This is a genomic window from Cryobacterium inferilacus (genome assembly GCF_019599185.1).
In the GTDB taxonomy this organism is placed as follows: domain Bacteria; phylum Actinomycetota; class Actinomycetes; order Actinomycetales; family Microbacteriaceae; genus Cryobacterium; species Cryobacterium inferilacus.
The window spans coordinates 229,643-254,214 of record NZ_JAIEUL010000001.1 but is presented as its reverse complement, the minus strand read 5'-3'; the positions used below and the strand labels follow the sequence as shown (position 1 = coordinate 254,214).

Annotated in this window: 22 protein-coding genes and 2 tRNA genes; 17 read left to right on the top strand and 7 right to left on the bottom strand. The window is 68.3% G+C overall.

All coding sequences use genetic code 11. The annotated features are described in order from the left end of the window. Nucleotides 1-109 precede the first annotated feature (109 nt). The 7 genes from K2F54_RS01195 (at nucleotide 110) to K2F54_RS01165 (ending at nucleotide 6,867) form a co-directional block, all read left to right on the top strand. A complete protein-coding gene (locus K2F54_RS01195; protein ID WP_220604002.1) occupies nucleotides 110-727 on the top strand; it encodes a mycothiol-dependent nitroreductase Rv2466c family protein in 618 nt (205 codons plus the stop codon). A gap of 10 nt (nucleotides 728-737) precedes the next feature. After that, nucleotides 738-1,226: a ribose-5-phosphate isomerase gene (locus tag K2F54_RS01190; protein WP_220604001.1), complete on the top strand. Its 489-nt coding sequence runs from the start codon at nucleotides 738-740 to the stop codon at nucleotides 1,224-1,226. Nucleotides 1,227-1,270: 44 nt separating this feature from the next. Continuing rightward, entirely contained in the window at nucleotides 1,271-2,305 is a 1,035-nt protein-coding gene (locus tag K2F54_RS01185; protein WP_220604000.1) for an Fpg/Nei family DNA glycosylase, read from the top strand. An 82-nt stretch (nucleotides 2,306-2,387) separates the two neighbouring features. Then, entirely contained in the window at nucleotides 2,388-3,050 is a 663-nt protein-coding gene (locus K2F54_RS01180; protein ID WP_220603999.1) for an FMN-binding negative transcriptional regulator, read from the top strand. Then, on the top strand, nucleotides 3,047-4,534 hold the full coding sequence (locus K2F54_RS01175; RefSeq protein ID WP_220603998.1) for an amidohydrolase: 1,488 nt from the start codon (nucleotides 3,047-3,049) through the stop codon (nucleotides 4,532-4,534). The genes K2F54_RS01180 and K2F54_RS01175 overlap by 4 nt, the downstream gene beginning before the upstream one ends. 96 nt (nucleotides 4,535-4,630) lie before the next feature. Further along, nucleotides 4,631-6,157, top strand: coding sequence for a sensor histidine kinase (locus K2F54_RS01170; protein ID WP_220603997.1), 1,527 nt, complete (start codon nucleotides 4,631-4,633; stop codon nucleotides 6,155-6,157). A gap of 23 nt (nucleotides 6,158-6,180) precedes the next feature. Next, complete coding sequence (locus K2F54_RS01165; RefSeq protein WP_220603996.1) at nucleotides 6,181-6,867, top strand: response regulator transcription factor; 687 nt, start codon at nucleotides 6,181-6,183, stop codon at nucleotides 6,865-6,867. Nucleotides 6,868-6,942: 75 nt separating this feature from the next. On the opposite strand, the gene K2F54_RS01160 is transcribed toward K2F54_RS01165, so the two are convergent. Beyond that, entirely contained in the window at nucleotides 6,943-7,638 is a 696-nt protein-coding gene (locus tag K2F54_RS01160; RefSeq protein ID WP_220603995.1) for a hypothetical protein, read from the bottom strand. Between the two features lie 73 nt (nucleotides 7,639-7,711). On the opposite strand from K2F54_RS01160, the gene K2F54_RS01155 reads away from it, so the two are divergent. Both K2F54_RS01155 and K2F54_RS01150 read left to right on the top strand, forming a co-directional pair. Continuing rightward, entirely contained in the window at nucleotides 7,712-8,698 is a 987-nt protein-coding gene (locus K2F54_RS01155; protein WP_220603994.1) for an L-lactate dehydrogenase, read from the top strand. Between the two features lie 3 nt (nucleotides 8,699-8,701). Then, nucleotides 8,702-9,652, top strand: coding sequence for an oxidoreductase (locus K2F54_RS01150; protein WP_220603993.1), 951 nt, complete (start codon nucleotides 8,702-8,704; stop codon nucleotides 9,650-9,652). Between the two features lie 81 nt (nucleotides 9,653-9,733). Here K2F54_RS01150 and K2F54_RS01145 read toward each other — a convergent pair. Continuing rightward, nucleotides 9,734-9,807, bottom strand: a tRNA-Gly gene (locus K2F54_RS01145). A 196-nt stretch (nucleotides 9,808-10,003) separates the two neighbouring features. Between K2F54_RS01145 and K2F54_RS01140 the strand changes: the two genes are divergently transcribed. The 7 genes from K2F54_RS01140 to K2F54_RS01110 all read left to right on the top strand — a co-directional run bounded on the left by K2F54_RS01140 (nucleotide 10,004) and on the right by K2F54_RS01110 (nucleotide 16,417). After that, nucleotides 10,004-10,080, top strand: a tRNA-Pro gene (locus K2F54_RS01140). Nucleotides 10,081-10,121: 41 nt separating this feature from the next. Continuing rightward, on the top strand, nucleotides 10,122-11,534 hold the full coding sequence (gene tig, locus K2F54_RS01135; protein WP_220603992.1) for a trigger factor: 1,413 nt from the start codon (nucleotides 10,122-10,124) through the stop codon (nucleotides 11,532-11,534). A 193-nt stretch (nucleotides 11,535-11,727) separates the two neighbouring features. Then, nucleotides 11,728-12,327 carry an ATP-dependent Clp protease proteolytic subunit gene (locus K2F54_RS01130; protein WP_220603991.1) on the top strand — a complete coding sequence of 200 codons (600 nt, stop codon included), beginning with the start codon at nucleotides 11,728-11,730 and terminating at the stop codon, nucleotides 12,325-12,327. 13 nt (nucleotides 12,328-12,340) lie between these two features. Then, nucleotides 12,341-13,012 (top strand): ATP-dependent Clp protease proteolytic subunit, encoded by a 672-nt coding sequence (locus tag K2F54_RS01125; protein WP_255576545.1) that lies wholly within the window; start codon nucleotides 12,341-12,343, stop codon nucleotides 13,010-13,012. A 156-nt stretch (nucleotides 13,013-13,168) separates the two neighbouring features. After that, nucleotides 13,169-14,449, top strand: coding sequence for an ATP-dependent Clp protease ATP-binding subunit ClpX (gene clpX / locus K2F54_RS01120; protein ID WP_220603990.1), 1,281 nt, complete (start codon nucleotides 13,169-13,171; stop codon nucleotides 14,447-14,449). A gap of 241 nt (nucleotides 14,450-14,690) precedes the next feature. After that, nucleotides 14,691-15,365 (top strand): GntR family transcriptional regulator, encoded by a 675-nt coding sequence (locus tag K2F54_RS01115; protein WP_220603989.1) that lies wholly within the window; start codon nucleotides 14,691-14,693, stop codon nucleotides 15,363-15,365. A 29-nt stretch (nucleotides 15,366-15,394) separates the two neighbouring features. Then, a complete protein-coding gene (locus K2F54_RS01110) occupies nucleotides 15,395-16,417 on the top strand; it encodes a 1-aminocyclopropane-1-carboxylate deaminase (protein WP_220603988.1) in 1,023 nt (340 codons plus the stop codon). 136 nt (nucleotides 16,418-16,553) lie between these two features. On the opposite strand, the gene K2F54_RS01105 is transcribed toward K2F54_RS01110, so the two are convergent. Then, nucleotides 16,554-18,599, bottom strand: a complete 2,046-nt coding sequence (locus K2F54_RS01105; RefSeq protein WP_220603987.1) for a M3 family metallopeptidase — start codon at nucleotides 18,597-18,599, stop codon at nucleotides 16,554-16,556. Nucleotides 18,600-18,716: 117 nt separating this feature from the next. Here K2F54_RS01105 and K2F54_RS01100 point away from each other — a divergent pair, with 117 nt between their 5' ends. Next, entirely contained in the window at nucleotides 18,717-19,604 is an 888-nt protein-coding gene (locus tag K2F54_RS01100) for a class I SAM-dependent methyltransferase (protein ID WP_255576544.1), read from the top strand. Nucleotides 19,605-19,623: 19 nt separating this feature from the next. Here the strand turns inward: K2F54_RS01100 and K2F54_RS01095 are convergent, their stop codons facing one another. The 4 genes from K2F54_RS01095 to K2F54_RS01080 all read right to left on the bottom strand — a co-directional run bounded on the left by K2F54_RS01095 (nucleotide 19,624) and on the right by K2F54_RS01080 (nucleotide 24,571). Beyond that, entirely contained in the window at nucleotides 19,624-19,890 is a 267-nt protein-coding gene (locus tag K2F54_RS01095; RefSeq protein WP_220603986.1) for a hypothetical protein, read from the bottom strand. A gap of 2 nt (nucleotides 19,891-19,892) precedes the next feature. After that, a complete protein-coding gene (locus K2F54_RS01090) occupies nucleotides 19,893-20,339 on the bottom strand; it encodes a GNAT family N-acetyltransferase (protein WP_220603985.1) in 447 nt (148 codons plus the stop codon). Nucleotides 20,340-20,349: 10 nt separating this feature from the next. Continuing rightward, nucleotides 20,350-22,932 carry a valine--tRNA ligase gene (gene valS, locus K2F54_RS01085; RefSeq protein ID WP_220603984.1) on the bottom strand — a complete coding sequence of 861 codons (2,583 nt, stop codon included), beginning with the start codon at nucleotides 22,930-22,932 and terminating at the stop codon, nucleotides 20,350-20,352. A 157-nt stretch (nucleotides 22,933-23,089) separates the two neighbouring features. Further along, nucleotides 23,090-24,571 (bottom strand): HNH endonuclease signature motif containing protein, encoded by a 1,482-nt coding sequence (locus K2F54_RS01080; protein ID WP_220603983.1) that lies wholly within the window; start codon nucleotides 24,569-24,571, stop codon nucleotides 23,090-23,092. Between the last annotated feature and the right edge of the window lies 1 nt (nucleotide 24,572).

Below are 24,572 nucleotides of genomic sequence, written 5' to 3'. Positions count from 1 at the left end.
GAATCAGGCATTTCTCTCTCGATAGCCGGTTTGGACAGGGCTTTAGCCGGGTCTGGGATGCGTCGGTTGTGCGACATTTCGGGACCTTCGGCTCACTTAGGCTGGAGCGATGACAGACTCCGTGACCTTCTGGTTCGACCCCTCCTGCCCCTGGGCCTGGATGACTTCTCGATGGGTGGACGAGGTGAGTGATCTGCGCGGCTTCGACGTGAGCTGGCAGGTGATGAGCCTGGCCGTGCTCAACGAGAACAACGACGTGAGCGACGAGTACCGCGCCTTCTTCCCCCGAGCGCTCAAGTACACCCGCCTCGTGCAGGCCGCGCAGGAGCTGCACGGCCAGGAGACGGTGAAGGCCCTGTACGACGCCCTGGGCACCCGCATCCACCACGAGGGCGATACGGATGCCGATTCCGTGATCCCCGCGGCGCTCGCCGAGGTGGGTCTTCCGGCCGACTTCGCCCGCTACGCCGAGAGCGACGAGTTCGACGTGCAGATGCGCGCCAGTCACTTCGACGGCATCAACCGGGTGGGCCAGGACGTGGGTACCCCGGTGATCGCCGTGAACGACGTGGCCTTCTTCGGCCCGGTCATCTCACCTGCGCCGACCGGCGACGAAGCCCTCCGCCTCTGGGACGGCGTGGTCGCCGTGGCCGCATACGACGGCTTCTTCGAGATCAAGCGCAGCCGCACCCGCGAACCGATCTTCGCGCCCGCCCTCACTAAATAGACTGCTCACTATGCGCATCCACATCGCCACCGACCACGCCGGCCTCGACTTCAGTCAGCACCTGATCAGCCACCTCGGCGCGAACGGGCACGAGGTCATCGACCACGGGCCGACGAGCTACGAACCCTTGGACGACTACCCGGCGTTCTGTATCAGCGCAGCGGCCGCCGTCGTCGCCGACCAGGCGGCCGGCGTCGAGGCGCTCGGCGTGGTCTTCGGCGGGTCGGGCAACGGCGAGCAGATCGCGGCCAACAAGGTGCGCGGTGCGCGTGCGGCCCTGGTCTGGAACCAGGCCACGGCGAGCCTGGCCAGGGAGCACAACAACGCCAACGTCATCGCGATCGGTGCCAGGCAGCACCCCATCGACGACGTGATCGGGTTCATCGACACCTTCGTCGCCACCCCGTTCCCCGGCGAGGAGCGCCACCAGCGGCGCATCAAGCAGCTCTTCGAATACGAAACCACCGGCACCATCGCCGGTACCGTCCTGAGCAACTGAGTCCTGGGCACCCGAGTCCCGACTAACTGAAACGAGGCGCCGCTGTGCCAGAGGGTCATTCGGTCCACCGCATCACCAGGCAGTTCGCGCGCAACTTCGTGGGCCGCACTGTGCTGCTTTCGAGCCCGCAGGGCCGGTTCGCGGCCGGGGCAGAGCAGCTGACCGGCCACGTGATGACGGATGCCCGTGCCGTGGGCAAGCAGATGTTCCTGGAGTTCGACAACGGGCTCTGGTTGCGCGTGCACCTGGGCATGTACGGCGCCTGGGACTTCGCCGGCGACATCGTCATGGACGCCACCATCGCGGCCAGTAACGGCCGGATGGGCCAGACCAACCAGCGCGGCACCGACCTGGCCGGCACCGACCTGGCCGGCACCGACCTGTCCGGCGACGCTGTGCTCGATTCGGCCGGCGAGAACTCCCTGCACAGCATCGGTGCCCCCCGGCGCACCCGGGTGCGCATGGCCGAGCAGGAGACCCTTCGACAGGCTCAGGGACCGACAGAGGACACCTTCCCGCCTGAGCCGGTCGGCCAGGTGCGGGTACGGCTGCTCACCGAGACCGTTTCGGCGGATCTCCGCGGGCCCACCGCCTGCGAGGTGCTCGACCCGGCGCAGGTCGACGCGGTGATGCACCGGCTCGGCCCCGACCCGCAGCTCGACGACACGCCGGAGGCCGAGCAGCGCTTCGTCGACACGGTGCGAAAAAAGCCCACCCGCATCGGCATGCTCCTGATGGATCAGTCCGTGGTGAGCGGCATCGGAAACGTCTATCGGGCCGAGTTGCTCTTCCGGGCGAGGATCAACCCGCACGCGCCGGGAAAATCTCTGAGCGACGACACTCTGCGCGCCCTCTGGCGGGACTGGGCGCACCTTCTGGCCATCGGCGTGAACACCGGTCAGATGATGACCATGGACGACCTGGACGAGACCGACTACCGGCTGGCCATGAAGAACCGGGCCGACCGGCACTGGGTCTACAAACGGGAGGGCCTGCCCTGCCGGGTCTGCGGCACCCACATCACCCTCGAGGAGATGGGCGCCAGAAAGCTCTACTACTGCCCGTCCTGTCAGGCCTGACCCGGCCCATCCGCCCGGCTGTACCGCCAGCACCACACCGCCTCGCACGTTACCCACCGCACCGGACCCAGGGAGCCTGACCGTGAGAAAGAACCCCAGCTTCGCCCTCGAGCAGGTCGACGAGGTGCGCCGGCTCATTCGGGAGCACCCGTGGGTGACCCTGGTGAGCTCCACCGACGCCGGTGACCTGGTCGCTTCGCATTACCCGGTGATCCTCGATCCGTCCGCCGCTGACGGCGAGATCGTGCTGCTCAGCCACGTGGGCCGGCCCGATGAACAGCTGCACGAGCTGGGCTGGCACGAGCTGCTCGTGATCGTTCAGGGTCCGCACGGCTACATCTCACCCGGCTGGTACGACGCCACACCCGCCGTGCCCACCTGGAACTTCGTCACCGCCCACCTGTACGGCACCCCGGAAATCCTCTCCGACGAGGAGAACCTGCGGGTGCTCGCGGCCCTGGTCGACTCCTTCGAAGACCGCCTGGCCGAACCGAGACGAATGAACGCCACGGTGGAGAACGCCGAATATGCCGCCCGCATCGTCGCCGGCACCGTCGGATTCCGGCTGCGGGTCACCCACTTCACCGCCAAAGACAAGATGAGCCAGAACAAGCCCGCCGACACCGTCACGAGAATCCTCGGCGAACTCGATGGTGACGGCCCGTACGCCAACCCGGCCCTGGCCGAGCGGATGCGCCGTGCCCGCGAGCGCACGGCCACAGACAACGCCGGCCCCGCCGAATGAGCCTGCTCCTGCGCAACGCCCGGCTACCCGGCAACGACGAACTCGTCGACGTTCGCATCGACAACGGCCGGATCGGTTCGATCGGCTACCTCCCGCCCGGCAACGATCGCGCGCCGGCTCGCACCGTCGATCTCGGCGAGCGGTGGATCACGCCGGGGCTCTGGGACAACCACGTGCACTTCAGCCAGTGGTCCCAGACGACCAGGCGGCTCGACGTGTCCGAGGCCACCAGCGCTCGCGCGGCCGCCGACCTGGTGGCCGAGCGGTTGGCCGCGCTGGCGGCCCTGCCGACCGCCGGTGACCAGGACCGACTCGTCGGCTTCGGTTTTCGGGACGGCCTGTGGCCGGACGAACCGAGCCGCGCCATCCTCGACGCCGCGTCAGGCAGCGTGCCCGTGGTGCTGGTCAGCGGTGACCTGCACTGCTGCTGGTTGAACTCCGCCGCTCTGGCGGTCTACGGCTTCGCCGGCCACCAGACCGGGGTGCTGCGCGAGGATGACGCCTTCGCCGTGGAACACGCCATCGACAACGTGCCGGACGTCGACCTCGATGCCTGGGCCGATGAGGCCGCCAGGGCCGCGGCTGCGCGTGGCGTGGTGGGCATCGTCGACCTCGAGATGACCTGGAACCTCGACGTCTGGCGGCGACGCATCGCGGCCGGAACCGACTCCCTCCGAGTGGACTTCGGGGTGTACCCGCACCACCTCGATGAGGCGATCGCGCTGGGCCTGGCCTCCGGGCAGGTCATCGACGACACCGGCGGACTTCTCACCGTTGGCCCGTTCAAGGTGATCACCGACGGGTCGTTGAACACCCGCACCGCCTTCTGCTTCGACGCCTACCCCGGCCTCACCGGCGACCGCGACCGTGGCATGCTCACCGTGCCCACAGAGGAGCTCGTCACCCTGATGAGCCGGGCCGCCGCCGCCGGCATCCGCCCGGCCGTGCACGCCATCGGCGACAACGCCAACACCCTCGCCCTGGACGCCTTCGAGGCCGTGGGCTGCACGGGCAGCATCGAACACGCGCAGCTGCTCACCGCGGCCGACGTGACCCGCTTCGCCCGGTTGGGCATCACGGCCAGCATGCAGCCGGAGCACGCCATGGACGACCGCGACGTGGCCGACCGCTACTGGGCCGGTCGCACCGACCGCGCCTTCCGGCTGGCCGACCTGCTGGCCGCCGGTGTGCAGCTCGCGCTCGGCTCCGACGCGCCCGTCGCCCCGCTCGACCCGTGGGTGGCGATATCGGCCGCCGTGGGCCGCAGCAGGGGCGACCGTGCCGCCTGGCACCCGGACCAGGCCATTTCCCGCCAGGCGGCGCTGGCCGCATCCGCTCGGGGCCGGCACGGCATCGGCGTAGGCCAGGTGGCCGACCTCGCCGTCTGCGAGATCGACCCGTACACGGCCTCGGTCGCCGACCTACGGCGGATGCCGGTGGCCGCGACCCTGCTCGGCGGCCGGATCACCCACAACACGCTGTGACCACCCCTCGGCACCGCACGAACGGGGGATAGCCCCCTGGTCGATCCGGTGGGTGAGGGGATGGGCGCACGCCGCGCCGCGGAGCACGCTGGAACCATGACCAATAACACCCGTGATCCGGCCGGCGCCGACATCGATTCTGCGACCGGCTCCACCACCGCGCGCGAGAACTCTGCCACGCTGGGCTTCGTGCAGCCCGCCGACACCCACACCGACCACCCTGCCGGCCAGAATCCTGCCGGCCAGACCCCCGCCGGCCAGGACCCCGCCGAAACCGGCGATGTCGGGCGAGGCGGCTACCTCGGCCTCTGGGCGCGCACCCCCCGGGAACTCGGCTTCCTGCTGCCGACCCTGCCCGTGGTCATCGTGTCGCTGACCGTGCTGGTCACGCTGTTCTCCACCGGGGTCAGCCTCATCGTCCTGTTCGTGGGCCTGTTCATCGTGGTCGCCGCCCTCTACGCCGCCAGAGGCTTCGGCGTCGTCGAACTCACCCGGTTGCGTTGGGCCGGCCAGCCGGCGATCACCGAACCGGAGTGGACGCCGCGCGGCGAACCGGCGACACCCCTGCGCGCCATCCTCGGCCCCCTGGTCTCCGGCCACTACTGGCTGTACCTGCTGCACGGCATGATCGTGAATTTCGTCGTCGGTGTGATCTCCTGGTCGATCACCATCGTCTGGGCGACCGGCGCCCTCGCCGGGCTCACATATTGGATCTGGAGCTGGTCGCTGCCGGCCGATGACGAGTCGTTCGGTCTGGTCGACCTCATTCTCGGTACCTACCAGCCGGGCAGCAGCCAGAACCTGGTCGCGGAGAACCTGCTCAACGCCGCCCTGGGCGTGGCCTTCCTCGCCACCCTCCCTCTCGTGACCCGTGGCCTGGTGGTGATGCACCAGGGCATCGCCAGGGTCATGCTCGGCGCCTGGGCGTCCGAGGCCCTGCAACGCGAGGTCGCCGACCTCAGCGCCTCCCGCGGTGCCGCAGTGTCGGCCGAAGACCAGTCCCTGCGCCGGCTCGAGCGCGACATCCACGACGGCCCGCAGCAGCGCCTGGTGCGGCTGCAGATGGACCTCGCCAGCGCCGAACGCCGCCTCGACGACGACCCGGATGCCGCTCGCCGGCTCCTCGTCGAAGCGAGGGAGCAGGCCCGCGACACCCTGGAAGAACTACGCGCGCTGTCCCGCGGCCTGGTGCCGCCCATCCTGCAGGACCGCGGCCTGATCGTGGCGCTGGAATCCCTGGCCGCCCGCAGCACGGTGCCCGTGCAGCTCGAGCTCCAGGTCGACCGTGACCTGCGGTTGCCCTCGGAGATCGAGCGCAGCGTCTACTTCATCGCCGCCGAACTGCTCACCAATGTGGCCAAGCACGCCGGCGCCAGCCAGCTCCGCCTGCACCTGGAACTGCGCCGGATCCCTGAGGACGACTCCACCTGGCTGGACCTCTGGGTGATCGACAACGGTCACGGCGGCGCCGTCCTGCGAGACGGGCACGGCCTGGCCGGGCTCGACGACCGCCTCAAGGGACTGCGCGGCATCCTCTCGGTGCGGAGCCCCGCCGGCGGCCCCACCGCGGTCGGCGCGCACCTCCCGCTCACCACCGAGCTGGACACATCCGTCGTCCGGTGATCACCGCGCCCTATCCTGAACGGGTGAGTACCCTCCCGCCGCCCAGCCCGCAACCCGCCCCCACCGCGCCGCTTCGCCTGGTGCTGGCCGAGGACTCCGTGCTGCTGCGGGAGGGTCTGGTGCGGTTGTTCGCCGAGGCGGGTTTCGACACCGTGGCCGCCTACGGTGACGCCGAGTCCCTGCTCGCCGAGGTGGACGCGCTGCGGCCCAACCTGGCCGTGCTCGACGTGCGGATGCCGCCCACCTTCCGCGACGAGGGCGTGCGGGCGGCCATCGAGCTGCGCCGGCGGCTGCCGGGTATCGGCATCCTGCTGCTCAGCCAGTACGTCGAGGGCAGCTACGTGCAGGAACTGCTGGCGTCGGGGCAGGGCGGACTGGGCTACCTGCTCAAGGATCGGGTGGCTTCGCTCGACGAGCTGCAGGATGCCGTCGCCCGGGTGAGCGCCGGCGGCACCGTGCTCGACCCGCAGGTGGTGCGCGAACTGCTCGCCCGGCGCACCAACCCGCTGTTGGCGCTCACGCCGCGGGAGCGCGACGTGCTCGGCCTGATGGCCGAGGGTCGCACCAACGTGGGTATCGCCGAGAGACTGGTGATCGGGGTGGGTGCGGTGGAGAAGAACGTCACCGCGATCTTCTCCAAGCTCGGCCTGGACGACACCGGCTCCGACCACCGCCGGGTGCTCGCGGTGCTGGCGTTCCTGCAGGCCTGAGCATCGCTCCGGTGAGTTGCCGCAGAACGCCGCTTCGATGCCCGCACCAGGGCACCGGAGTCGCCGACCCTCGGATCAGTCCGAGGCCGCCGCCTGGCCGTCGTCAGGGGGAGAGGGGAACAACGGGGTGTAGCGCCGCCACAAGCCGAAATACCTGCTGCCGCCCACGACCATCGAGCCGGCGAGGAAACACAGGCCGCCGACGACGGAGACCAGCACGCTGAGCACCAGGGGCCACCCCAGCCCCAGGGTGACCCCGGTCAGCAGCAGGCCGAGCAGGGTGGAGTTGACCGCGGCGATGAACATCGCGCTGCTGCCGAGCACCTGGCTGAAGTTCCGCGGCCGGTCGCCGAGGAAATAGTAGGTTCGCTGCGAGCCCCGCAGATCGTCGTATGGGGCCGTCATGAGGAACTGCGCCACCCCGGGATCCAGCTCCACATACGCCGCCCGCAAGCGGTTCATCGCGAGCACATAGGCCAGGTCCTCCATGCTCACATTGGTCACCCGCACCTGAGTGAGGATGCCCACGAGCAGGATGATGCCCAGAACGGTGAGCGCGAACCCCGGGAATCCCTCGTCGAAGTCGGTGGCCTGTCCGGCCAGCGCCAGGCTCACCAGGCCGGCCGAGACCAGGTAGAGGAACATGCTGATTCGGGTGAGCACCTCACCCTGGGTGGTGCTGCGGGAGGCCAGCAGGCTCCAGTGCTCGGTGGCGAGCAATTGGGCGCGCACCGCGGGCGGAACCTCGCCTCTCGGCTCCTCATCCGGCATGCAGCCATAGTGGACCGCATCCGCCACGCCGCACAGTGCCGGGGGTGCGGGCGGGATGGAGGACACTGGGACCATGAGCGTGATTGAGAACTCCAAACTGGCCATCGTCGGCGCCGGCGCCGTGGGCACCTCCCTGGCCTACGCGGCCCTGATCAGGGAGTCGGCCCGTGAGGTCGCCCTGTACGACATCAACTCCGCCAAGGTGGCCGCCGAGGTGCTCGACCTCGCGCACGGCACCCAGTTCACCGGCGCCTCCCGGGTCACCGGCGGCGACGACCTCGATGTGGTCAGCGGCGCCAACGTCGTCGTGATCACCGCCGGCGCCCGCCAGCACCCCGGCCAATCCCGGCTCGAGATGGCCGGTGTCAATGTCGAGATCCTGCGCGACCTGATGCCCAAGCTCGTCCAGCGGGCACCAGACGCCATCTTCGTGCTCGTCACCAACCCCGTCGACGTGCTCGCCGTAGCCGCACAGCAGTTCAGCGGGTTGCCGCCCGCGCGGGTGTTCGGTTCAGGCACCGTGCTCGATTCCTCCCGACTGCGTTGGATGCTCTCCGAACGGGTCGGGGTGGCGATCAGCAATGTGCACGCGCTCATCGTCGGCGAGCACGGCGACTCCGAGTTCCCGCTCTGGTCGCAGGCGCGCATCGGCCCGATCTCGCTGGCCGACTGGATGCTGGCCCGCGGCATCACCGGGTCGGCCGGCGCGCCAGGGGCGGTGCCCTTCTCCGAGGCCGAGTTCGAGTCGATCGCCGAAGAGGTCAAGAACGCCGCATACAAGGTGATCGAGGGCAAGGGGGCCACCAACTACGCGATCGGCCTCTCCGGCGCCCGCATCGTCGAGGCGGTGCTGCGCGACGAGGGCGCCATCCTGCCGGTCAGTTCGGTGCTCACCGACTACCGCGGTGTCAGCGGGGTGGCCCTGTCGGTGCCCAGCGTCATCGACGCCAGCGGCATCGCCCGGGTCATCGACGTGCCGTTCTCGGCCAAGGAGCAGGCCCTGTTCGAACACTCCGCCGCCACGCTGCGCGCTTCGCTCGACACCCTCGGGCTGGCCTGAGCCGTGGAACCGAAACGTCGCCAAGGCTGGACAGCGGCCGACATTCCCGACCTCACCGGGACCGCAGCCGTCGTGACCGGGGCCAACTCCGGCCTCGGCTTCGTGACCGCGGCGGAGCTCGCCGCCGCCGGCGCGGCCGTGACCCTGGCCGTGCGGGACCCCACCAGGGGAGCGGCCGCCGTGCAGCGGATGCGGGAGCGACTGCCGAATGCCCACCTCACGGTGCGGGCCCTCGACCTCGCCAGCCTGGACTCCATCGCCTCGTTCGCGGACGAGTTCGGCGCCGAGACCGACCGGCTCGACCTGCTGGTGAACAACGCCGGGGTGATGAACCTTCCAGAGCGTCGCACCAGTGACGGCTTCGAGATGCAGTTCGGCACCAACCACCTGGGCCACTTCGCGCTCACCGGTCGGCTGCTGCCGCGGCTTCTGGCGAGCCCGGATGCCCGGGTCGTCACGCTGTCTTCGACCGTGCACCGGATCGGGAAGATGAACTTCGACGACCTGGCGGGCACCGAGCGGTACTCGCCGTGGCCCGCCTACGGGCAGAGCAAGCTCGCGAACCTGCTCTTCACGTCCGAGCTGCAGCGCCGGGCGGAGTCGGCCGGGGTGGCGCTCACGGCGCTGGCGGCGCATCCGGGATTCGCGCTCACCAACCTGCAGACGGCCGGCCCGGCCATGCGCGGGGCGCAGAAGACGCTGCGCAGCCGCCTGATCGGCTCGCTCACCGCGATGCTCGCCCAGCCGGCGGAGTGGGGCGCCCTGCCCACGCTGTACGCGGCGACCCTGCCAGGACTGGCCGGCGACACGTTCGTGGGGCCGGACGGTGTCGGTCAGCAGAACGGGCATCCGGTGCCGGTGTCGCGCTCCGGCCGGGCCAGGAACACCGCAGACGCGCTGCGCCTGTGGGGCGAGAGCGAGCGCCTGACCGGCGTGACCTACGACTTCGCCTGAGTCGGGCCGCGCAGGACCCTCGAACCCAGGGAGACCGGGGGAGTCAGCCGAGCACCTGCACTGTGGCGAAGGCTGTGTATGTGGAGGGGATGACGGGAATCGAACCCGCGCCATCAGTTTGGAAAACTGAGGCTCTACCATTGAGCTACATCCCCAGCGCCACACTCGGTGGCACTCGAATATCGTAGTACAGGTTTCGCTGGGCTTTCACCGAGGTGGCCCGGAACGCGCCCGGAATGCACGCGGGGACGCCCCGGGCTTCGTCTCGTGCACTAGACTGACGGAGGTCAATCCGGCTGTCGCGTGAGTCTGCGCGCCAAGTTGGTGGCCCCAACGGGTTGAGATGACATCCGGGGCGTAGCTCAGCTTGGTAGAGCGCTCGGTTTGGGACCGAGAGGTCGCAGGTTCGAATCCTGTCGCCCCGACCATCACCCCCCCTGCACATCTGTCGAACACAGGAGATTTTAACGTGAAGTCCACGGTCGAAAAGCTGAGCCCCACGCGCGCCAAGGTCACCATCTCGGTGACCCCGGAAGAGCTGAAGCCCAGCATCACCCACGCCTACGGGCACATTGCCGAGGACATCAACATCCCCGGCTTCCGCAAGGGCAAGGTTCCGCCCGCCATCATCGACCAGCGCGTCGGCAAGTCCGCCGTGCTGGAGCACGCCGTCAACGAGGGCCTGGACGGTTTCTACCGTGCGGCTGTCGACGAGCACAAGCTGCGCCCGCTGGGTCGTCCAGAGGCCGACATCGTCGAATGGCCCAGCGACAAGGACTTCTCCGGAGACCTGCAGCTGGCCATCGAGGTCGACGTGCGTCCAGAGATCGACCTGCCCGCCTACGAGGGCATCAAGCTCACGGTCGACGCTGTGGAGATCTCCGACGACGAGGTCACCGAGGAGCTCAACACGCTGCGCAGCCGTTTCGGCACGCTGATCACGGTTGACCGTCCCGCCACCACCGGCGACTTCGCCCAGATCGATCTGGTTGCTTCTGTGAACGGTGTCGAGGTCGACAACGCCAGCGGCATCTCCTACGAGGTCGGCTCCGGCGACCTGATCGAGGGCATCGACGAAGCACTCGACTCCCTCACCGCCGGTGAGACCACCACCTTCGCCTCCAAGCTGCTCGGCGGCGACCACGAGGGCGAGACCGCGGAGATCACCGTCACCGTCATCGCCGTCAAGGAGCGCGAGCTTCCCAACGCCGACGACGACTTCGCGCAGATCGCCAGCGAGTTCGACACCATCGACGAGCTCACCGAGAGCCTCAAGGTGCAGGTCGGCCGCTCCAAGGTCTTCGGCCAGGGCAACCAGGCCCGCGAGCTGCTCATCGAGCAGCTGCTCTCCTCCGTCGAGGTCCCGATCCCCGAGGCGATCATCGCCGACGAGGTGCACCGTCACCTCGAGGGCGAGAACCGCCTCGAAGACGAGACCCACCGCGCCGAGGTCACCGAGGCCAGCGAGAAGACCTTCCGTCAGCAGATCCTGCTCGACACCATCGCAGAGGCCGAGAAGGTCAAGGTCAGCCAGGACGAGCTCACCCAGTACCTGATCCAGGGTGCCTCGCAGTACGGCATGGACCCGAGCGAGTTCGTTCAGGCCCTGTCCGGCAACGGCCAGATCCCGTCCATGGTCGCAGAGGTTGCCCGTAACAAGGCCCTCGCCATCGCCCTGGGCAAGGCCGAGGTGACCGACTCCAACGGTGCCACGGTCGACCTGTCCGAGTTCACGGCCGTCGTCGACGACGAGGCCGCAGCGGATGAGGCACCGTCCGACGACGCCGCAGCATCCGACGGTGCTGCCGCCGATGACGCAGCAGCCGAGGAGGCCCCGGCCGCCGAGGCCAAGCCCAAGAAGAAGGCCGCGGCCAAGAAGTAACACGCAGCATGCACGGCCGGCGCCCCTCGTCGTGCCGGTGAACGGGTCGGTTGTCCTCGGACAACCGGCCCGTTTCGCGTACGCGGCATTCTGCCTCGCCGCACCGGTGAATCTGCCGAGGGCGAACAGAGCCGTTTGCGTGCGTTTGACCCTATAGATTCATTCTGAAGCGACAAGCGAAACGGAGCGCGACATGGCCGAAATGGTACCTACACCCGGCGTTTTTGACAGGCTGCTGGCCGACCGCATCATCTGGCTCGGCTCAGAGGTGCGTGACGACAACGCCAACGAGATCTGTGCAAAGATCCTGCTGCTGGCCGCAGAGGACTCGCAGCGGGACATCTTCCTCTACATCAACTCACCCGGTGGCTCGATCACGGCCGGCATGGCGATCTACGACACCATGAAGTTCGTGCCGAACGACATCGTCACCGTGGGAATCGGACTGGCGGCCTCGATGGGCCAGTTCCTGCTCTCCTCCGGCACCAAGGGCAAGCGCTACATCACCCCGAACGCACGCGTGCTGCTGCACCAGCCGTCCGGTGGCTTCGGTGGCACCGCTGCCGACATCCAGACCCAGGCCAAGGTCATCCTGGACATGAAGAAGCGGATGGCTGAGCTCACCGCTGAGCAGACCGGCAAGTCGGTCGAGCAGATCCTCATCGACAACGACCGCGACAACTGGTTCACCGCCCAGGAGGCCCTGGCCTACGGTTTTGTCGACCACCTGCGCGAATTCGCGTCGGAAGTTGTCGGCGGCGGCGGTACCGACGACTCAGTGAACAAGAAGTAGGACGGGTAGAACAATGGAATTCACGAACTTTGGCCACCAGGCCGGCGGAATGGCACCGCAGGCACCCGAGTCGCGGTACATCCTCCCCACGTTCGAGGAGCGCACGGCGTACGGCTACAAGCGCCAGGACCCCTACGCCAAGTTGTTCGAGGACCGCATCATCTTCCTCGGCGTGCAGGTCGACGACGCATCCGCCGATGACGTCATGGCCCAGCTTCTCGTGCTCGAGAGCCAGGACCCCGACCGCGACATCGTCATGTACATCAACTCGCCCGGTGGCTCCTTCACCGCGATGACGGCGATCTACGACACCATGCAGTACATCCGCCCGCACATCCAGACGGTTTGCCTCGGCCAGGCGGCCTCCGCCGCGGCCGTGCTGCTCGCCGGTGGAACGCCCGGCAAGCGCCTCGCGCTGCCGAACGCCCGCATCCTCATCCACCAGCCCTCCGCCGGTGGCCAGGGCGGCGGCCAGGCCTCCGACATCGAGATCCAGGCCGCGGAGATCCAGCGCATGCGTGAATGGCTGGAGATGACCCTCGCCGGCCACTCCAACCGCACCAAGGAGCAGGTGCACAAGGACATCGACCGCGACAAGATCCTCGGCGCCCCCGAGGCCCTGGAGTACGGTCTGATCGACCAGATCCTGACCAGCCGCAAGAACGTGCCCACGCTCGTCAAGTAGTAGCCCGGCGGTCGGCTGGCCCTCTGGCCAGCCTGTTCGTCGAACGGCGCGTCGCCCACGGGCGGCGCGCCGTTTCGCTTTGTTCCGCGGGTGCACCTATGTGTCACACGCACCGGCTAGGCTCGAATGAGCGTCACTGATGGAGGAGGCTCACGGATGGCACGAATAGGCGAGAGCGCCGACCTGTTGAAGTGTTCTTTCTGCGGAAAGAGCCAGAAGCAGGTGCAGCAGCTCATTGCCGGACCCGGCGTGTATATCTGCGATGAATGCGTCGAGCTCTGCAACGAGATCATCGAGGAACGCCTGGCCGAAGCCGGAGCCGAGGAAACCGGCAGTGAGTTCGAGCTGCCCAAGCCTCGGGAGATCTTCGGGTTCCTGGAGGAGTACGTCATCGGGCAGGAAGCCGCCAAGCGCGCCCTCGCCGTTGCCGTCTACAACCACTACAAGCGCGTGCGCAGCCGGGCCACCCTCACCGCCGCCGACGCCATCCACGACGACGTCGAGATCGCCAAATCCAACATCCTGCTGATCGGTCCCACCGGTTGCGGCAAGACGTACCTGGCGCAGACCCTCGCGAAGCGTCTGAACGTACCGTTCGCGGTAGCGGATGCCACGGCCCTCACCGAGGCCGGCTACGTGGGCGAAGACGTGGAGAACATCCTCCTCAAACTCATCCAGGCCGCCGACTACGACGTGAAGCGTGCCGAGACCGGCATCATCTACATCGACGAGATCGACAAGATCGCCCGCAAGGCCGAGAACCCGTCGATCACCCGAGACGTGTCGGGCGAGGGTGTGCAGCAGGCCCTGCTGAAGATCCTGGAAGGAACGGTGGCCTCGGTGCCGCCGCAGGGCGGCCGCAAGCATCCGCACCAGGAATTCATTCAGGTCGACACGACCAATGTGCTCTTCATCGTGGCCGGCGCCTTCGCCGGACTCGACGACATCATCTCCCAGCGTGCAGGCAAGAAGGGCATCGGCTTCGGTGCCCCGCTGCACAGCAAGGGCGACGACATCAACCTCTTCAGCGAGGTGCTGCCGGAAGATCTGCACAAATTCGGGTTGATTCCCGAGTTCATCGGTCGCTTGCCCGTCGTCACGACGGTCACGCAGCTCGACCAGGTCGCGCTGATGCAGATCCTCACCGTGCCCAAGAACGCCCTGGTGCGCCAGTACCAGCGCATGTTCGAGCTCGACGGTGTGGAACTGGACTTCGAACAGCCCGCTCTCGAGGCTATTGCCGACCTCGCCGTGCTGCGCAAGACCGGAGCGAGAGGCCTGCGCGCCATCATGGAGGAGGTGCTCGGACCGATCATGTTCGAGGTACCGTCCACCACGGATGTGGCGCGCGTCATCGTCACCAGGGAGTCGGTGCTCGAGAACGCGGCACCGACCATCCTGTTGCACTCCGCCCGCCGCGAGGACAAGTCGGCGTAGCCCGCTCACCCGTTTCCGCTGAACCGCCCCCGGCCTCTGGTCTGGGGCGGTTCGCTGTTTCCGGCCCGAGGCCGTGACCGAGGCCGCTCTGGCTCCCAACTGTGCCCGTTCCGGACAATTCCGCCCGGTGTGCCGGTAACACTTGTCCGGAGCGGGAACAGTTGCCCTCTGGCGGACGTGACAGGGCCGAATTGATCGGGGCGAGTTGACAGGACGAGGCCGGGGATATGTAATATATTGCATGCCGGTTCCCCGTCCTGATCCCAGCCATCGCCCCGCCTCTCTGCGGGACTACGCCTACGACGCCCTTCGCACCGCCATCGTGGACGGCACCCTGGCACCGGGGGAGAAGCTACGGGATGCCGAGCTCGAGTCCTGGCTGGGCGTGAGTCGCACCCCCATTCGCGAGGCCATCGCCCGGCTCGAGGCCGCGGGGCTCGTGCGCACAGAGCGCGCTCGGCAGACCGTTGTGGCGCCGCTGGACGAGCGCACAGCCCTGCACGCCCAGGCCATCGCGGCCTCGCTGCATGAACTCGCCACCCGGGAGGCGGTCGCGCAGCTCACCACGGCCGATCTGGCCATGATGACGGCCGCCAACGACCGATTCCGGCAGGCCCTGGCCGCTCAGGATGTGGCCGCGGCGATCGCGGCCGACGACGATTTTCACGCTGTGGCCGTGCGCGCCAGCGCCAACGAGCTACTGCCGGCACTGCTGGAGCAGGTTACCCCCACCCTGCGGCGCCTCGAGCGAGCGCGCTTCTCCTCGCTCGCGGGCCGGGCGTCCGTGGCCGACCACGACCGCATCATCCGCCTGTGTGCCAGCGGTCTGGCCGCCGAGGCCGGCGCGGCCGTGCGCGAGAACTGGCTCACCCTGGGGCGGATGCTCGCCACGGCCGCCGACCACGACGCCCACTGACCCAACCACCCCGACCAGCTAAGGACCCCATGGCACTCCGCGATTTTCCCCGTCACCCGCTCACCTTCGGCCCGAGCCCGATCCACCCGCTGGACCGGCTGAGCGCCCACCTCGGCGGTGCCCGTATCTGGGCCAAGCGGGAGGACGTGAACAGCGGACTGGCCTTCGGCGGTAACAAGACCCGCAAGCTCGAATACCTCGTTCCGGATGCGCTGGCACAGGGAGCGGACACCCTCGTGTCCATCGGTGGGATCCAGTCCAACCACACTCGGCAGGTCGCCGCGGTGGCCGCCCACCTGGGCCTCAAGGCCGTGCTGGTACAGGAGCAGTGGGTGGACTGGCCGGACAGCGTCAACGACCAGGTCGGCAACATCCTGCTCTCCCGTCTCACCGGGGCCGACGTGCGCCTCTCCTCCGACGGCTTCGGGATCGGCTTCAAGGACTCCTGGACCCAGGCGATCGCCGATGTCGAGGCATCCGGTGGCACGCCGTACCCGATCCCGGCCGGCGCGTCCGACCACCGCCTGGGTGGCCTGGGCTTCGCCAATTGGGCCCACGAGGTGGCCGCGCAGGAGGCCGAACTCGGGGTGTTCTTCGACACCATCGTGGTCTGCAGCGTCACCGGCTCCACTCACGCCGGCATGATCGCCGGGTTCGCCGACCTGGAGGCCAACTTCGGTGGCGCCCAGCGCCGGGTGATCGGCATCGATGCCTCTGCCAAGGTCCAGGCCACCCGCGACCAGGTGGCCCGCATCGCCCGGAACACCGCTGAGCTGATCGGAGTGGGCCGGCCGATCGCCGACGAGGAAATCACTGTGCTCGAGGGCTGGGCCGGCGACTACTACGGCATCCCGGTGGAGTCGACGAACGACGCCATCCGTCTCACTGCCAGCCTCGAGGGCGTGATCATCGACCCCGTCTACGAGGGCAAGTCGATGGCCGGGCTGATCGACCTGGTGCGCACCGGCGACATCCCCGCTGGCAGCAACGTGCTCTACGCCCACCTCGGCGGCCAGCCCGCCATCAACGCCTACAGCGCGCTCTACCACTGAGCCGCTGCACCACACCGCCGCTGCACCACTGATCCGCTGCCGGCCCGCGTAGCCCCTCTGGGCCGCCAACTGTTCCCGCTGCGGACAATTGCGCCCGGCGCACCGGGCGCACTTGTCCGCACGGGTAACAGTTGCGCTAGGCGAGGCTGCGCCGGTCGAGAAGCGGCTGGATGTCGGCGTCCCGGCCGCGGAAGGACCGGTAGGCCTCGAGCGGGTCGCCGCTGCCGCCGACGCCGAGCAGGCGGTCACGGAACCTGTCGCCGTTGGCGCGGGTGAGGCCGCCGTTCTCGGTGAACCAGGCCACGGTGTCTGCGTCGAGGACCTCGCTCCAGATGTAGGAGTAGTAGCCGGCGTCGTACCCGCCGGAGAAGGTGTGTGCGAAGTAGGTGCTGGCGTACCGGGTGGGCACCGCGGGGTTGTCCAGGCCCGCCTCGGCCAGGGCCGCGGTCTCGAACGCCGCCACATCCGTGACGGTGTCGTCGGCGCCGATACGGTGCCAGGCCTGGTCGAGCAGGGCGGCGGCCAGGTACTCGCTGGTGTCGTGGCCTTCGTTGAATGCCGCCGACACCCGGATGCGGTCGACGACTTCCTGCGGCATCGGCTCGTCGGTGCGGTAGTGCCTGGCGTAGTTCTCCAAAATCTCCGGCCAGAGCATCCACATCTCGTTCACCTGGCTCGGGAACTCGACGAAGTCACGGTAGACATTGGTGCCGGCGAACCGCGGGTAGGTCACCCGGGCGAAGAGACCGTGCAGGGCGTGCCCGAACTCGTGGAAGAGCGTGGTCACCTCGTCGAAACTGAGCAGGGTGGGGGAGCCGACGGCGGGTTTGGCCAGATTGAGGTTGTTGGTGACGATGGTCGGGGTGCCGAGCAGGGTCGACTGCGAGACCAGCGCGTTCATCCACGCGCCGCCGCGCTTGGAATCCCTGGTGTAGAAGTCGGCGATATACAGCCCGACCGGGGATCCGTCTTCGTCGCTGACCTCGAACACGCGCGCCTCGGGGTTCCAGCCGGTCAGGTCGCCGCGTTCGGTGAAGGTGACACCGTACAGCCGCGTCGCGGCGTAGAAGACGCCGTCGTGCAGCACTCGCTCCAGTTCGAAGTACGGTCGCATGGCGCTGGTGTCCACCTGGTAGCGTGCCTGACGCACCTTCTCGGTGTAGAACGCCCAGTCCCAGGCCGCGAGCTCGAAGTCATCCCCACCGGCACGCACCGCGTCCTGCAGCGCGACCTGTTCGGCCCTGGCGTTCCGGGCGGCGGCCGGGGCCAGTCGGCCCAGCATCCGTGCCACGGCCTCGGGGGACTTGGCCGTCTCATCCGCCGTGACGTAGGCCGCGTGGTTCGCGAACCCGAGCAGTCCGGCCCGCTCGGCGCGCAGCCGGCTGATCTCGAGCACCAGCTCGCGGTTGTCGTGGGCGCCGCCGCGGATGCCGCGGGCCCGTGAGGCGTGCAGCAGACGTTCGCGCACCCCGCGGTTGGTGAGGGAGCCGAGGTAGGGATGATTGGTGGGCAGCACGAGGGTGAGAACGTACTTCCCGGCCAGGCCGCGCTGGCTGGCGGCCTCTGCGGCCGCGGAGATCTCGCCGTCACCGAGCCCGTCCAGCTCGGCAACGTCGTCGATCACGACGGCCAGGTCGTTGGTGTCGGCGAGCAGGTTCTTCTCGAACCGGGTGGTGAGGCTGGACAGACGCATGTTCAACTCGCGCAGGGTCCCCTTGTCTGCGTCGGTGAGTGCGGCCCCGGCGAGGGTGTACTCGGTGTAGTAGCGCTCCAGCAGGTACGCACTCTCCGGGTCCAGCCCCAGGCTCTCGCGCTGCGCCCAGAGGGCGGCGATCCGGGCGTAGAGGACGGGGTCGAGCCGGATGGTGTCGGCGTGAGCGGCCAGCAGCGGCGCGAGCTCCTCCTCGAGTGCGGTGCCGAAGTCGGTCGCATCGGACGAACTCAACGAGAAGAAGACCGTGGCCACCCGATCCAACACCCGGCCACTGAGTTCGAGGGCGACGAGGGTGTTCTCCACGGTCGGCTCGGCCGGGTTCGCCGTGATGGCGGCCACCTCTGCCAGCTGTTCGGCCATGCCCAGCTCGAAGGCCGGCCGATAGTGCTCGTTCTCGATGTCGGCGAAGGGTGGGAGCTGGTACGGCAGTGTGCTCGGGGCGAGGAAGGGATTCGGGGAGTCGGCCATGGCTCCCAGCCTAGGACGCGCGGGGCGGGCCGGGAGTCGTACTGTGCCGGGATGACTACGGGGCCGGCATGCTGCGGGGCCGGTATGCTGCTGGGCCGGCATGACTACAGTGTCGGCATGATCACTGTGGGCATGAAGATGGTCGGTGACGGCGGAGAGGCCGGCGGCGGGAACGACACGCCTGAGCGCCAGGAGACCGCGCCACGCACGGGTCACGCGTTCGGTGGGGAACACCTCCAGCGGGTGTTGACCTGGCGCACCGCCGTGAACTCGGCCGCCTACCTCCTGCCGCATCTTGCGCCGGGCCTGACCCTGGTGGATGTTCGCAGCGGACCAGGCACGGTCGCGCTGGATCTGGCCCGGCGGGTGGCGCCGGGTGCGGTGCTCGGGGTCGACCCGTCGGCCGTCGCCGTGGAACAGGCGACGGGCCTGGCCGCCGCCGGGGGAGTGCACAACGCACGCTTCACGGTCGGGGACGTTCACGCCCTGCCGGTCGCGGACGCATCCGTGGATATCGTGCACGCCCATCAGGTACTGCAGCACCTGGACGCGCCGGTGGCGGCCCTGCAGGAGATCGGGCGGATCCTGAAGCCGGGTGGCATTCTCGCCGCCCGCGACGCGGACTACGGGGCGGTCGCGTGGTATCCGAAACTGCCCGGACTCGCCCGATGGCTGCAGGTGTACCGGGCGGTACACGAATTCACGGGCGGTGACCCAGACGCGGGGAGGGCGGTGAAGGCGTGGGCCAGGCAGGCCGGTTTTGACATCGTGACCGCGAGCGCATCCGTCTGGTGCTTCTCGAGCGCGGTCGAACGGGAATGGTGGGGAGAATCCTGGGCAGCGCGCACGATCGACGCGGAATTCACCACCGTCGCCATTGAGTCAGGGGCAGCGAGACTGTGCGACCTGCACGAGATCAGCGATGCCTGGCACCGATGGGCCGCAGACCCAGACGGCTGGTTCGCGGTTCCGCACGGCGAGATCATCGCGGTGCGGCCACCGTGAACACGGGCCGAAACGGGGACTAGATCCAGTCCTCGTCGTCCTCCACGAGAACGGCGGGCTGGGTGATGGTGGCGCTGTCTTCTCGAGGATCGAACCGGATGACGGTGCCATCGTCGAGCTCGATCACCGGGTTTCCCTCCAGCCAGGTGAGGGTCCACCGCCAGCCGCTGGTGTCATCGGGCAGCGCGGCGAGGTCACCCTCCACGGCCTGCAGGGCGATGACGACGACCTCTGGCAGACCCTCCGGCGGAGTGGCCCCGAACGACCAGCGGGTTCCGAGCTGCACGGTTAGACCTCAGCCTGGTAGGTGACCCAGCTGGTGCGGGTGCCGACCTCGTCGTAGAGCTTCCGGACAGACTTCTCGTCGCTGGTGTTGACCCACTGCAGCGTGCGGTAGTTGTGCGCCTTGGCGTACTCACGGGCGAACTCCAGCAGGGACTGGCTCACCCCGCTGTCGCGGACGGCGCTGGTGACGAACAGGTCGTCGATGAACAGGCCGACGTCGCCACTGAGAGTGCGCGGGAAGGCGCGGTAGAGCGTGAACCCGACGAAGTCACCGTTGTCGTCGACCGCGACAGCGCCGTCGAGGTCGTGGTTCTTGTCGATGATCCAGCTCCACACCCGGAGGGCCTTCTCGTCGGTCAGGTCGCTCTTGTTGAACTCGCTGTAGCCCTCGAAGAGCCCCAGCCAGGGGAAGAAGTCCTTGTCACCCAGCGGGCGGACCTGTACAGACATGCGGTTCTCCTTATATTTCCGACACCGTGGCGAGCACGATGTTCGTAACGACCAGCTCGTCGGAATCGACAAACGTCAGGTCCTCGATTCGGCCTACTGCTTGCAAATCGGCGGCCACCTGCCGGAGCAGAGCCACCTCCGCCGTCGATCCACCGATTGTGGCAGAGATGACGGCCGACTTCTGTGAGGCCTTCGCGTCGGTCTTGGCGCGTCGGATCCCGGTGAGGGCACGGCTGGCCAGATCGAGCAGGGCCAGAGTGTCGGCATCCGCCGCCGCGGCGCCGGCGACGGGCCACGGTGCGCGGTGCACCGAATCGTCATTCGACCACGACCAGGCTTCCTCCGTGGCGAAGGGCACGAACGGGGCGAACAGCCGCAGCAACGTCGACAGTGCCTGGCGCAGCGCCGCGACGGCGGATGCCTGTTCGGGGCCGACGTCGCCGTAGGCGCGTTCCTTGACCAGTTCGAGGTAGTCGTCGCAGAAGGTCCAGAAGAAGCTCTCGGTGAGCTCGAGGGCGCGGGCGTGGTCGAAGTTCTCGAATGCCGCCGTGGCCTGGCCGACCACCACGTTGAGCCGGGCGAGCATGCTCGCGTCGACCGGTTCGGTCACCGGAGCGGCATCGTCGCCGGCGAAGCCGAGGATGAACTTGCTCGCGTTGAGGATCTTGATCGCCAGGCGACGACCGATCTTGATCTGGGTGGGGTTCTTGGGGTCGAACGCCGCATCCGTGCCGAGCCTCGACGAGGCCGCCCAGTACCGCACGGCGTCTGAGCCGTGCTGGCTGAGCACGTCGGCCGGGGTGACCACATTGCCCTTGGACTTGGACATCTTCTTGCGGTCGGGGTCGACGATGAATCCGGACAGGGCGGCATGCTGCCAGGGCGATTCGCCGTGTTCGAGCTCGGCACGCAGCAGGGTGGAGAACAGCCAGGTGCGGATGATGTCCTGCCCCTGCGGGCGCAGGGAGTACGGGTAGACCAGGTCGAACAGCTCGGGGTCGCGTTCCCATCCGCCGGCCAGTTGGGGGGTGAGGGACGAGGTGGCCCAGGTATCCATCACGTCGACCTCGCCGACGAAGCCGTTGGCCGCTCCGCGCTGGTCTGCGGTGTAGCCGGGTGCGACATCCGAAGACGGGTCAACGGGCAGCAGGTCCGCGGTGGCGATGATCGGCTGGTCGAAGACCGGGTTGGCGTCGGCATCCAACGGGTACCAGACGGGCAGGGGAACGCCGAAGAAACGCTGGCGGGAGACCAGCCAGTCGCCGGTCAGGCCGTTGACCCAGTTCTCGTAGCGCACCCGCATGAACTCAGGATGCCACTGCAGGGCGCTGCCGTGTTCGATCAGGCGGGCGCGCAGCTTCTCGTCCCTGGCGCCGTTACGGATGTACCACTGGCGGGTGGAGACGATCTCGAGCGGCTTGTCGCCTTTTTCGAAGAACTTGACCGGGTGCACGATCGGCTTCGGTTCGCCGATGAGGTCACCGGAGGCGCGGAGCAGGTCGACCATGGCCTGCTTGGCGGAGAAGACGGTCTTGCCGGCCAGTTGGGCGTAGGCGGCCCGCGCCTCCTGCGTGACGATGACGTCGGGGGCGTCGGCAATGATGCGACCGTCGAAGCCCATGATGGCGCGGTTGGGCAGGTCGAGTTCGCGCCACCAGACCACGTCGGTGACGTCGCCGAAGGTGCAGATCATGGCGATGCCCGAGCCCTTGTCCTTCTGGGCGAGGTGGTGGGCCAGGATCGGGATCTCGACGTCGAACACCGGGGTGCGCACCGTCGTGCCGAAGAAGGGCTTGTACCGGTCGTCATCCGGATGCGCGACCAGGGCGACGCAGGCGGCGAGCAGTTCGGGCCTGGTCGTCTCGATCTCGATGGTGGAACCGTCTGGCTTGTGGAAGGAGACCCGGTGGTAGGCGGCCGGCATTTCCTTGTCTTCGAGTTCGGCCTGCGCGACGGCGGTGCGGAACGTGACATCCCACAGGGTCGGGGCCATGGCCTGGTAGGCCTCGCCCCGGTTGACGTTGCCGATGAATGCGCGCTGGGATGCCGTGATCGACTCCGGGGCGATGGTGCGGTAGCTCTGGGTCCAGTCGACGGAGAGACCCAGGGTGCGCCAGAGTTCTTCGAACTGCTTCTCGTCCTCGACGGTGAGGCGTTCGCACAGTTCGATGAAGTTGCGCCGGCTCACCGGCAGCTGGTCTGCGGCCTTGGTGCTCTTGCCGTCGCCGCCCTCGAAGGGGGGCACGAAGTCGGGGGTGTACGGCAGGGACGGGTCGCAGCGGACGCCGTAGAAGTTCTGCACCCGGCGTTCGGTGGGCAGGCCGTTGTCGTCCCACCCCATCGGGTAGAAGACGCTCTTGCCGCGCATGCGCTGGAACCGGGCGACGACGTCGGTGTGGGTGTAGCTGAAGACGTGGCCGATGTGGAGCGAGCCCGAGGCTGTGGGCGGGGGAGTGTCGATCGAGAAGATCGACGCCTTCGTGGCGCCGGCACGGTCGAACCGGTAGGTGCCCTGTGCCTCCCAGCTGGTCTCCCACTTGGTTTCCAGCCCTTCGAGGGCGGGCTTTTCGGGAACGCGGTCAGCGTTGGTCATGACACTCCGATTCGGTTCAGCGGCACCGTGTCGATGGTGAGGTGCCTTCAGTGATGCTGAACCAATCTAGTCGATCCGACGCCCTCGGCAGCACTCGAAGCCCCCGAACGGGCTGATCCGGGCCTTGTTTGGGAGTCTTCTCAGACGACGGCCCGAGTTAGAACGGCGGCTGTTCGGGCAGGTTGCTGGGTCGCGGGGCGGCTGAGGAAGCCGGCGCTTCCGGCACTGGTGCCTGGGTGACAGGTGGGCCGAGAGCGGTTTCCGGGTAGGTGCGGTGGATCTCCCCGGCCGGGGACGTCCAGACCAGAACGCCACCGGGTTCCTGTTTCACATTCCACAGAGATTGGTGTTTCAACCGGTGGTGGGCGGCGCAGAGGTGGGCGAGGTTGTCGTAGTCGGTCGGTCCGCCGTCTTCCCAGGGCCGGGTGTGGTCGATGTGGCTGCGGGCGGCCGGCCTGGTGCAGCCGGGGAACCGGCAGGTGCCGTCCCGCAACCTGAGCCACCGGCGCAGGTCGGCGGGGACCTTGTACTGTTCCTTGCCGACTGAGAGCACCACCCCGGTCTCCGGTTGGGTCAGTAACCGGGTCCAACTCGGCGCCCCGCCGGCGATCTCCCGGGCCGCGTCGGCCGGGATCGGCCCGTACCCTTCCAGGAATCCGGGGGCGTCGATCTTTCCCATCGCGGTGAGCACCGGGACGGTGACCATCACCGAACCCCGAATCCCACCGCCGGTGCCGGTCGGGGTGACTCCGTCCAGCAGCAGGTCCCCGATCGCATCGGCGCAGATCTGACCGATCGTGCGCCGCTGATCCTCCGGGATCGACTCGTCCTGGTACTCGCGGCTGCGGGTGGCTTCGGCGATGCTGGTCAACCGGTCGTGTGCGGCCTGCGTCTGTTGCGCGGTGCCGTACCAGGTCAGGGTGCCCATCCCATCGGGCCGGCCCTCCCACCACACGCCGCGCTCCTTCACCGCCTCGGTGGCGCGTTTGGTGATGGTCTCCGGGTGCGCGCGTTCCCGCATTCGCCGGGCCCTGCCTGCGAGCTTGCCCACGGTGAGTTCCGTCGCCACCGGCAGCAACTGGGCTTCCAACACCGCCACCTCCTCCAGCGGCAGGAAACTGAGCTGCTCCATCAGTACTTGTCCGTGCCGGTAGCTGAGGTCACCGGTACTCATCAGCTTCAACGTGGCCGTCATGGGTCCGGCGAAGATGGCCGCCTCCCCGATCAGGTTCTCCGCGGTGCGGTCGGCCAGGTGCAGGGAGCAGGCGACCTCGCTGATGACGGTGCGGCGGGCGATCTCCTGGTCCTCCCACGCCGGCACCTTCCGAGGGCTCGCGTCGGCATCCGTCAGCACCGGCCCGGCCGCACCGTCGCGGGCGTAGTCGGGATTCAGCAGCTTGGCCGTCACCGGATCCGAGCTCCACTGCCGCAGATCGTCGAGGTCCCGGGCACGTTGCGCGGTCGCTCTCGCGATCTTCCGATGCGACTTCGCCACCCTGGCCATCTTCTTCGCCAGAGTGGCGCGCGCCTGCTCCTGCAGCGACCGCCGCCGCCGGTGCGCCTGCTCCCGGGCGGACGCGTTCGGGTCGCCGGGCCGGTCATCCGGGTCATCGGGAAACTGCTCGGCTGGGCTGCTCATG

Coding starts and splice junctions, on each gene's coding strand:
- K2F54_RS01080 (WP_220603983.1), bottom strand. CDS start 24,571: ATGAGCAGCCCAGCCGAGCAGTTTCCCGATGACCCGGATGACCGGCCC.
- valS (WP_220603984.1), bottom strand. CDS start 22,932: ATGACCAACGCTGACCGCGTTCCCGAAAAGCCCGCCCTCGAAGGGCTG.
- K2F54_RS01155 (WP_220603994.1), top strand. CDS start 7,712: ATGAGCGTGATTGAGAACTCCAAACTGGCCATCGTCGGCGCCGGCGCC.
- clpX (WP_220603990.1), top strand. CDS start 13,169: ATGGCACGAATAGGCGAGAGCGCCGACCTGTTGAAGTGTTCTTTCTGC.
- K2F54_RS01130 (WP_220603991.1), top strand. CDS start 11,728: ATGGCCGAAATGGTACCTACACCCGGCGTTTTTGACAGGCTGCTGGCC.
- K2F54_RS01160 (WP_220603995.1), bottom strand. CDS start 7,638: ATGCCGGATGAGGAGCCGAGAGGCGAGGTTCCGCCCGCGGTGCGCGCC.
- K2F54_RS01105 (WP_220603987.1), bottom strand. CDS start 18,599: ATGGCCGACTCCCCGAATCCCTTCCTCGCCCCGAGCACACTGCCGTAC.
- K2F54_RS01175 (WP_220603998.1), top strand. CDS start 3,047: ATGAGCCTGCTCCTGCGCAACGCCCGGCTACCCGGCAACGACGAACTC.
- K2F54_RS01125 (WP_255576545.1), top strand. CDS start 12,341: ATGGAATTCACGAACTTTGGCCACCAGGCCGGCGGAATGGCACCGCAG.
- K2F54_RS01190 (WP_220604001.1), top strand. CDS start 738: ATGCGCATCCACATCGCCACCGACCACGCCGGCCTCGACTTCAGTCAG.
- K2F54_RS01090 (WP_220603985.1), bottom strand. CDS start 20,339: ATGTCTGTACAGGTCCGCCCGCTGGGTGACAAGGACTTCTTCCCCTGG.
- K2F54_RS01195 (WP_220604002.1), top strand. CDS start 110: ATGACAGACTCCGTGACCTTCTGGTTCGACCCCTCCTGCCCCTGGGCC.
- K2F54_RS01110 (WP_220603988.1), top strand. CDS start 15,395: ATGGCACTCCGCGATTTTCCCCGTCACCCGCTCACCTTCGGCCCGAGC.
- K2F54_RS01115 (WP_220603989.1), top strand. CDS start 14,691: ATGCCGGTTCCCCGTCCTGATCCCAGCCATCGCCCCGCCTCTCTGCGG.
- K2F54_RS01170 (WP_220603997.1), top strand. CDS start 4,631: ATGACCAATAACACCCGTGATCCGGCCGGCGCCGACATCGATTCTGCG.
- K2F54_RS01100 (WP_255576544.1), top strand. CDS start 18,717: ATGATCACTGTGGGCATGAAGATGGTCGGTGACGGCGGAGAGGCCGGC.